Source organism: Limnohabitans sp. Rim28 (assembly GCF_000293865.2).
Taxonomy (GTDB): domain Bacteria; phylum Pseudomonadota; class Gammaproteobacteria; order Burkholderiales; family Burkholderiaceae_C; genus Limnohabitans_A.
This window is the reverse complement of the sequence record NZ_ALKN02000028.1, coordinates 1-8,045: the sequence shown is the minus strand read 5'-3', so window position 1 is coordinate 8,045 and position 8,045 is coordinate 1. Positions and strand designations below refer to the sequence as shown.

Genomic DNA, 8,045 nt, shown 5'->3' with positions numbered 1-8,045 from the left:
GTACGAGTGATCAAGCCAAAAGCCCGTACTCGCTTGAGCGTCCTGATGAAGGGCGCTCAAGCGAATACGGGCTGTGTCAGTTGGGAGATGAAGCGATGAGAGGTGGCGTGGGAACTTGGTGTGAGCGGACAAGTTGCCAGCAGAGATAAGTATTTGATTTTTAAAGACTTTTTATAAATCTTATGCGATATATTTTATATCGCCTACGCCATGCCCCTGCGTGTGTGGGCATGTGACCTGCACGTGATGCTTTTTGAGAGCGCAGAAATTGCGAAGCCGCCTACGGCTTGCCGACGGTGTCAGCCTTTTCGCAGCGTGAACACCAACGTGAAACCTTCCACTTGGTTCCACTCAAACTTGACGCCACCCTTCTCGATGGCACCAATCAAACGGCTGACTGTCTCGAGCTTGGGATTGCCGCTTGATGTCTCCAAACGAGCAACCGTTGGCATTGAAACACCCGACCTATCAGCCAACTCTTGTTGTGACCAACTGAGCGCACCCCGGCCTGCTCGTATGGCAGCAGCGAGTACTTGGAAATTTGACTGTGTCAGCATGTATCGTATTTTACATTATGGAAATATAATCTTGTATTGCATACTTTCACTACCGCGTGATACAATATCAATCATGCGAGGTGATTTATATGCCATTGATGCAACTTTCCACAGGTTTTCTTGACAAAATCCAATGCCCAGAAGGCAAGGCCAAGGTCGACTACTTCGACATGTCTTGTAGAGGCTTGATGGTAGAAATCAGGCCCACTGGGCGCAAAGTTTTTTACTTTCGGTACACCGATTTTCGCGGAGTTCAGCGACAAATCAAGCTGGCAAGTACTGATGATTTATCCCTAGATCAGGCCAGAAAAAAAGTCGCAGCCCTCAGAAATCAGATTGCGCTCGGGCAAGACCCCTTTGCCCTGAAGACTGAGGCTAAACAGGTTCCCACTTTCGCCCAGTTCATCGCCGACCAGTACATGCCGTTCATCATGTCGTACAAACGCTCTTGGGACACAGATGCCAGCATTCTCAAGAACCACCTGCTGCCGCGCTTTGGCAAGCGGTACATGGACGAGATCACCCGCCAAGACATCGTCAAGATACATGGTGACCGCAAAGCCTCAGGAGCAGCAGCAGGCTCGGCTAATCGGCTTTTGATCATGATGCGGTACATCTTCAATCTGGCCCTCAAGTGGGAAGTGCCGGGCATCAAGACCAATCCTTGCAAGGGTATCCCGCTGATGGAGGAGAACAACAAGATGGAGCGGTACTTGTCCGTGGAGGAGGCCCAGCGCCTGTATGAGGCCGTGTGCAAGAGCGAGAACACCATGCTCAAGTTCATCGTGCCCATGTTGATCCTCACTGGGGCCAGAAAGCGCGAAGTGCTGGATGCCCGTTGGGAAGACTTTGATCTGGGCCGCAGGGCTTGGCGTATCCCCATCAGCAAATCAGGCAAGGCTCGGCATGTGCCACTCTCGGATGGTGCTTTGACTCTGTTGGCCACCATGCCACGTAAGACGGACTGTGAGTGGGCGTTTGCTAACCCTGAAACCGGCAAGCCATATGTGAGCATCTACTATGCGTGGAACACAGCGCGTAAGAGCATCGGTCTATCGGATGTGCGGATGCACGATCTTCGCCACAGTTTCGCGAGTCTGCTCATCAACTCAGGGCGCACCCTGTATGAGGTGCAGCACATCCTTGGGCACACGCAGGTCAAGACGACACAGCGGTACGCCCACCTCAGTCAGGACACCCTCTTGGCTGCGGCCAATTCAGCCACGACTGCTTTGGGGGCAGCGATGATGCCGCCTGTCATGTTGGCTCCAGTATCCGCACTGCCAGCGGCTTTACGGGCTTAATGGGACACTTTGACGTTAAACAGTCGCAGCGTTCCCCAAATCAGCGAAATTGCTGATCCTGACCGATCCATCCGGGAAGCGGGCAACAATCTCCAACTCACCCCCCATGGCCTCGATGTGGCTGCGCAGGGTTGATAGGTACATGTCTGTGCGTTTCTCTATCTTGGCAATTGACGGCTGCTGTACGTGCAGCACTTCTGCCAACATCTTTTGCGACAAGCCACGTGCCTGACGCAACTCGTTCAGGGGCATTGCGGCCAACATGGTCTGCGCAGCAGCCTCGGCGCTTTGCCGGGCCTCGGGCTTCATCTGTGCGCGAAGATCAGAAAACTTTTTAGCCATTGGTCTTTCCTTCCTTTCGAAGTTGTTCCAGGTGCTCGTCATACAAACGGTCTGCCAGAGGGACATTCACGTCATACCAGCGGCCATCACCGGTCTTGTCCCCACCTATCAACAAGATTGCGTTGCGCAAGGGGTCAAACGCATAAAGCGTTCGAAACGGTCGGCCAAGGTGTTGGGTGCGCAACTCACGCATGTGGCCATGTTTTGAGCCATTGATGCCACTGCTGTGTGGGAAACCGAGACTCGGGCCGCGTTCCTCCAACAATTGGACAGAGGCAGCCACGCTGATCTGCTCTTGCTCAGACAACCCAGACCACCATTGGCCGAACTCATCTGTGTATTCAACTTCCCATTTCATGGCGCTAATATACCTTTCAAGGAATATTCCGTCAAGGGAATGATTCTAGCCATCGACTACCGTGCACCCTGCCAGCGGCTTTGCCTGGCTCGGCAAACAAGACTACCCCCAACCCCAAGTCAATTTCTGGAGACCTGACCCCCACCCAAGGGGCCCCCAAATGCATCGTAATTTCGTAAAATTGCTCCATGCGTGCGCGTTATCGTGCCACCGCAATCGATATGGCCCACTCTATTCAAACGCCTACTCGCGGTTACTACAAAAGAGAATGTGATCGATGCGTTTGGCTACCGCTGAGAGTCTTTAGCTAAAAATGACATATCAGGGCTAGCTGCGTTTTTCTGCTCTCAATTGCAAGTCCTCTAGGGTGGTTTTCTCTACGTCAGCGCCAAATGGGTCTGCGCCAAAGCCTCTGGGGGCATAGCGCTCTGCCAACTTTACCCGTCCGTCAATCCTTAGCCTGGCTGCCTGAAGGTTTTCAAGCGTTGCCTCATCAGCTATTTGAATTGTTTGCTCGGCAAGCATTTGCGCCGCTTTCTGTCGGGCTACCTGGTATTGCGCTTGCCTCTCAGGCAGAAAAGAAAGCCACCGGTTAAAGGTAGACAGTGACAGCCCCAAGCCCTGTGCAATGGAAACCACTGTCGCACCTGTAGCCACTTCGTCCCAAACAGCCGTTTGCGCGCCACCAGCGGCATGTATGGCCTTGTTGGCAAGGCGTCTGTCCTCACGCGCCGCCTGAGCGCGGGCAATGTTTTTTGCACCATGGTCGGCAATGTCAGCCATCGTCTTGTGGTTTGCCATTTTTTCACTCCAGTTCAAAAATTTTTAGCGGTGTGTGTTGATTGCCTTGAAAAGATGCCCCCCGTTTCGGGTCAAGGGGGGCATGAAAGCGTCCGGCGGGGGGGCACTAAACAAAACCCAACCGCAAAACTCAAATCTCGCTGCGGCAAGTTTTCTCGAAAGAGAAAAGCTTCTCATTGGCTTAAAACTACTGCCCCCTGTTTTTGAGCGCACAGCAAATACATATAAAAAGGAGGGGGGGTCTTTTTCCCTCTATTCATTGTTTTCCTCCTCTGAAAAACCTGCCGCAGACAAAAATGCGTTTTGCGGCTGGGTTTTATTTAGGCCAATGCGACTATTACTTTTGGTGATGGTCCCCGCGCTGGCTTGTCCACCCAAACCTGAGTGATGTCTCCGCTGGCGAGCATGTCCTTGATGATCTGCCCCCGCAGTAATGGGCTGTCATTGCGCCATGGCGCCATGCGTCCCATGTCGTGGGTTGTTGTCCCTTCGGGGCGGCCCCTGAATGCCTCCAGATAGGCTTTACGGCGCCGGCCGTAGGATTCGGTGGGCTGAGCCATGGAAAGAAGCTTGCGTGCAAACGAACGGCCATAGTGGCGGGTGTAATCAATAGCCCAAATGGTGATGGCGGGGTCAATAGTCTGGATCCCAGGCTCACTGAAGGCATGGAGTGATAGCGCCATGCGCATGGCAATTTCCCGCCACCGCTGAGACATATCGGCCAGGAACTCGTCGTTGGCTACCAACCGCCGGATTTCTGCCTTGTAGGCGTCCAGCGCGGCCATAGAGGCGCTGCAAAACACGTATTCGCGCAGATCTGGCACTTGCTCTGGTAATCCAGGCTCCAGGGACTCCAGCGTCAAATTCCCCCCATCGTCCAGACCACGAGCTGATCGCATATGACGCAAGAGCCATTCGGGCGGGGTGGCGTCAAACTGCTTGTTCTCAAGAAGTTGGCCACAGGCCTCGACAAATAAAAAGCGGTTGATCAGCCCGCCCTCAACACTTGCGTCGGTAACGGCATCGCCCAACTGCCCCGGTGTGGTCACAGCCAGGATATTGAGGTGAGGCATCTGGATAGGCTTGTTACTTTCCAGAAAGTCTTTGCGCTGCTTGGCAGTCAAACTCACCAGCGAAAACGCTGCGGGGCTGATTCGGTCGTCGGCCTGGCTGAAGACCTCTTTCAGATAACTAAAACCCTTGGCCACGGGAGAGCCCACTCGGTCGCGCAGACCGTGGCCTAATTTGTCGCCAAATTCGTCCAAATGCATTACCGCTGCGGGTGATAACGACATTAAACTGAAAATGCCGCTGCCGCTTGAGAACTCGGAGCAGACCCCTTGGTTAAAGGCCCGATCAAGCGCCTTGGCCACGAAGTTCTTGGCTGCATTTTTACCTCGACCGGTCCTGGCTACGCCGCACAGGTACAGGGCAGCGCAGTTTCGTTTGTTGCTTATGACACGGCGTGCAACTGTCGCGCTTGCTAAGTGGATAACGCCTAGCACCGTCATCGCTCGGTCGGTGTCTTCGGCTGCGGCATCCATAAGCTGAGCAATCTGCCTCAACATTGGGTGGGGCAGGTCCAGTAGATGTGCCGGAACCGCTTGAGATGCGCCTTCGCTCCAGACAGCCACCTCACTAATGTGCGGAAGCACATGGCCCACAGCTGGCTTGTCAGATGGTGTCGCATTAGCCACACTAATCTCACCAGTTTCTGGATCAATGAGCGCTATGAAGTCTTGCGCTGGAGATAACAGTTCTTTGTCCATGGCCTGCTTGGCCGCTTCCATGTCGCCAAAGCGGTCCAGCACCACGTGCGCAATCCAGGCATCGAACGTTCCTGTTAATGGGTCACTGGCGTGATCGGATTGCCATAGGCCATCACGGCCAGGAATAGGGCGCACACCAGGCGCACCAGTTGCTGTTGGAGGCGACCAGCGCTGCTCGCGTGGATGCCAGGTGTAATCGTGACGCTCCAATATGCTCTCGACGCTGTTGGTTGCGTTGTAGCGTCCACGAAAGCCCGGTGCATCAAATGCGAGCTTGCTACCACCGCGCCCTGTGCTGATGGCAAGATTGGCCTTCGCGCCGATGGCGGTCATAAATTTATTTTGCTGCTGACGAAGGAACTCGATATCAGTGCTGCACCGCTGCCACCACACCATCAATTCGTCCGGCAGGCCTGGCAGATCGTCGAGCCGTTTGCCGTTGGCGTAGGCCTGAGTTCTGACCGCACCGGACTTGTCGAAGTAGACCAAGCCCGGCACAACATCTTGTAGGTTTGAGCTCGATGCCCTGAACTCTACAACAGTACCAATCTGGGGATCACGGGATGAGAACTTCAGCCATGACAGGTCAGGCTCTTCGGCAAACGCAGAGCGACCGCCGCTGCCAGGACGGGTCGAGGTAGTGCGCACCCCGGCAGCCATAATGGCCTCAAGGTCAAAGCCTAAACTGCGCATGCCGCGCACAGCTAATGGCCAGTTGTCGGGGTCAACGCTGCAAGCGTGGTTACTCGCAAGTGGGAGACCGTAGCCAGTGGCTAGGTCGTCGATATAGCGGGCGCGGTTGTGCTGAGCGTTCCAGTCATCGCCTTGTGGCTGCTTGCTGTGCGGTTTGAGCTTGACCAGGTGCAGGCCGGCGTCCAGCAGTCGGCGTGCCTCGGTTAGGTCAGGGGAAAATGTCTCATTCATTGCGCGCCCTCTTTTCCTAAGTTAAATCGAGTCGGCACTAGCACCGCCCTCTCAATTTGCTCGACCCGCACCTCAGCAATGTCTTGCGAAGTCAGTACCTTGGTTGCTTCCAATCTGCGGGTCAGCTCGTCAAATGCCTTGCGGTTGCGTTCAATAAGCTGCATTGATGTGCCCAAAAGCACATTCATTACTTGACCAGGGTCTACACCAGCCTGATTGGCTAAGGTGGCTGCAACGCCACCGACCAACAGCATTTCGTCCGTGCTGGAAGCGGGGTGGTAGTTGCCGCAAACCATCTCACCAGCCACGCCGCTTGCCCATATAAGAGTCAAGAGCCATGCCCGTGCAGGGTTCTGCTTCACGTCAACATGGCCGCAGATATGCACGCCATCCACATGCACACTGCTGAACCCACCCCAGTAACCATGGCTGTCTTGCCGGACGTAGGCCTTTGAAAAGATGCCTCCCATTGCTAATGCTGTGATTAGGTGTCCAGCTTCATGTTGGGCAGCAATTGCACAGGTGTTGGGGGGCATGCCGAACTGATCAATAGCTTTTCTGGTGAGGTCTATTAGGCGATGACCCTGACCAAGGGCCATAAGCTCGCGCGCTGCGCCGCAGTTTTCACTGCGCGTGTTTTTTTGCGCCTTGCGCTCTAGAGCACGGCGCTGCTGGCGGTTTTGAAAAATGGCACTCATATCGCCACCCCTAGCCAGTGCTTAACAGCCTCTGTCGGCCAAGCCAACTTGCCACATATTCTCAGTGGCCGCAGACCCTCTGGCTGTTGGCTATAACAGGCCTTCATGCGCCATGTTTGTGGCCGCAAGTTCGTGTAATAAGCTAGCTCGTCGGTTGTCAGATAGGGTTTGTTAATGCTTTCCAGTGGGGGGAAAGCACCGTCTGATTTGCTGGTCATTTCGCAGTCCTTTAAAAGGCTTGCGTGGCCAAATTAAAAAGAGCCACACAAACGAATCCATCAATTGCCGATTTCTCGGGGCTGATGCGATAGTTCGAGTGGCCCTAACTGCCAATTGAATCCCTTATAGGGTTGTTCAATTTGATAGGTTTAGCTTCAAATGCTATTGCTGTTGAATGTGTGCGGCGTCAAAAGAGGGGACGATTGATCGAGACCCTAACTACTAGTTGCGTCCCTTTGAGGGTTGCCCAACTTTGCAGGGTTGGTTTCAATGAATGGCGGCTTCTTAGGAGCTTTTAGCGAGAGGGCAAGAAGTCCTAACTACTGAGTGGATCCGTTTGGTGGTTGTCCAATTCAGTGGGTTTGACTAGTTGGGCTGTCGCTGCAACACAAGCTGTATTGAATGTAACGGGAAAAAGAAGCATTGATCGAATTCTGGGCGCATTGACGAGCGCCTATCCTCATACAGACTGCGCTCCACACTCTGTATGTAACCTAAAAAAAAGTCCATTGAGTACACAACCTGCTTCGCCACTTTTAAATGTCAACGATCTGCTGCCTGTGATCTACAGAGCAATCAAACCCGTTTATCACTCTCCAACTGGCAAGATCTTCCTGGTTTTTCTATCGAAAAGGTGCAAGCACACATCAGGCCTTAAAAGAATCTAGCCAAGGTCCCCCATCTCAAAGTCACCCGCCGAAAAACAATGCCGGAAAACATTTCCGCCATTCAGACCCGCATCAGCCTGCGGTGTTCACCCCACCAGCACCACCGCCGCCCCGGCCTCGGGCACACCCACCACCAGCACCTCGATGGCGGTTTCATCGCTCACTTGCAGGTACACCACCTGCTCCAAGGGTGTCCAGCCCAAGCTCTCGGCCTCAAGCAGGGCCTATTTTGTTCAATCCAACGTTTAACGTACGGCCTTCATGAGTGCGCCCAGTACTTATCGCAATGTGTTTTCAAAAAAAGTCTGCACATGGCCTCTGGCTGCCTTGTTGGCGTCTGGATCGGAACGAAGAATACGCTTTGCAACGGGGCCACTCGTACCCGTTCCATCTACAAAAAGATCC

7 protein-coding genes are annotated in these 8,045 nt (G+C 53.9%); 1 reads left to right on the top strand and 6 read right to left on the bottom strand.

All coding sequences use genetic code 11. The features are described from left to right. Positions 1-299 precede the first annotated feature (299 nt). Positions 300-557, bottom strand: coding sequence for a helix-turn-helix domain-containing protein (locus B472_RS16555; protein WP_040506138.1), 258 nt, complete (start codon positions 555-557; stop codon positions 300-302). Between the two features lie 89 nt (positions 558-646). Here B472_RS16555 and B472_RS16550 point away from each other — a divergent pair, with 89 nt between their 5' ends. Continuing rightward, positions 647-1,861 (top strand): site-specific integrase, encoded by a 1,215-nt coding sequence (locus B472_RS16550; RefSeq protein ID WP_019428502.1) that lies wholly within the window; start codon positions 647-649, stop codon positions 1,859-1,861. 15 nt (positions 1,862-1,876) lie between these two features. Here the strand turns inward: B472_RS16550 and B472_RS16545 are convergent, their stop codons facing one another. The 5 genes from B472_RS16545 to B472_RS16525 form a co-directional block, all read right to left on the bottom strand. After that, on the bottom strand, positions 1,877-2,203 hold the full coding sequence (locus B472_RS16545; RefSeq protein ID WP_026039840.1) for an XRE family transcriptional regulator: 327 nt from the start codon (positions 2,201-2,203) through the stop codon (positions 1,877-1,879). Next, on the bottom strand, positions 2,196-2,561 hold the full coding sequence (locus B472_RS16540) for a type II toxin-antitoxin system RelE/ParE family toxin (RefSeq protein ID WP_019428500.1): 366 nt from the start codon (positions 2,559-2,561) through the stop codon (positions 2,196-2,198). Before B472_RS16540 ends, B472_RS16545 begins: the two co-directional genes overlap by 8 nt. Positions 2,562-2,888: 327 nt before the next feature. After that, the gene (locus B472_RS16535) at positions 2,889-3,362 is read right to left on the bottom strand and encodes a hypothetical protein (protein WP_019428499.1); all 474 of its coding nucleotides are present in this window, start codon (positions 3,360-3,362) and stop codon (positions 2,889-2,891) included. A 320-nt stretch (positions 3,363-3,682) separates the two neighbouring features. Continuing rightward, positions 3,683-6,055 (bottom strand): DUF3987 domain-containing protein, encoded by a 2,373-nt coding sequence (locus tag B472_RS16530; RefSeq protein ID WP_019428498.1) that lies wholly within the window; start codon positions 6,053-6,055, stop codon positions 3,683-3,685. Further along, positions 6,052-6,753: a hypothetical protein gene (locus B472_RS16525; protein WP_019428497.1), complete on the bottom strand. Its 702-nt coding sequence runs from the start codon at positions 6,751-6,753 to the stop codon at positions 6,052-6,054. The genes B472_RS16530 and B472_RS16525 overlap by 4 nt, the downstream gene beginning before the upstream one ends. Positions 6,754-8,045 lie beyond the last annotated feature (1,292 nt).

Bases quoted from the DNA above. Each gene is read 5' to 3' on its own strand.
- B472_RS16530 (WP_019428498.1), bottom strand. From the start codon at position 6,055: ATGAATGAGACATTTTCCCCTGACCTAACCGAGGCACGCCGACTGCTG.
- B472_RS16525 (WP_019428497.1), bottom strand. From the start codon at position 6,753: ATGAGTGCCATTTTTCAAAACCGCCAGCAGCGCCGTGCTCTAGAGCGC.
- B472_RS16540 (WP_019428500.1), bottom strand. From the start codon at position 2,561: ATGAAATGGGAAGTTGAATACACAGATGAGTTCGGCCAATGGTGGTCT.
- B472_RS16535 (WP_019428499.1), bottom strand. From the start codon at position 3,362: ATGGCAAACCACAAGACGATGGCTGACATTGCCGACCATGGTGCAAAA.
- B472_RS16545 (WP_026039840.1), bottom strand. From the start codon at position 2,203: ATGGCTAAAAAGTTTTCTGATCTTCGCGCACAGATGAAGCCCGAGGCC.
- B472_RS16555 (WP_040506138.1), bottom strand. From the start codon at position 557: ATGCTGACACAGTCAAATTTCCAAGTACTCGCTGCTGCCATACGAGCA.
- B472_RS16550 (WP_019428502.1), top strand. From the start codon at position 647: ATGCCATTGATGCAACTTTCCACAGGTTTTCTTGACAAAATCCAATGC.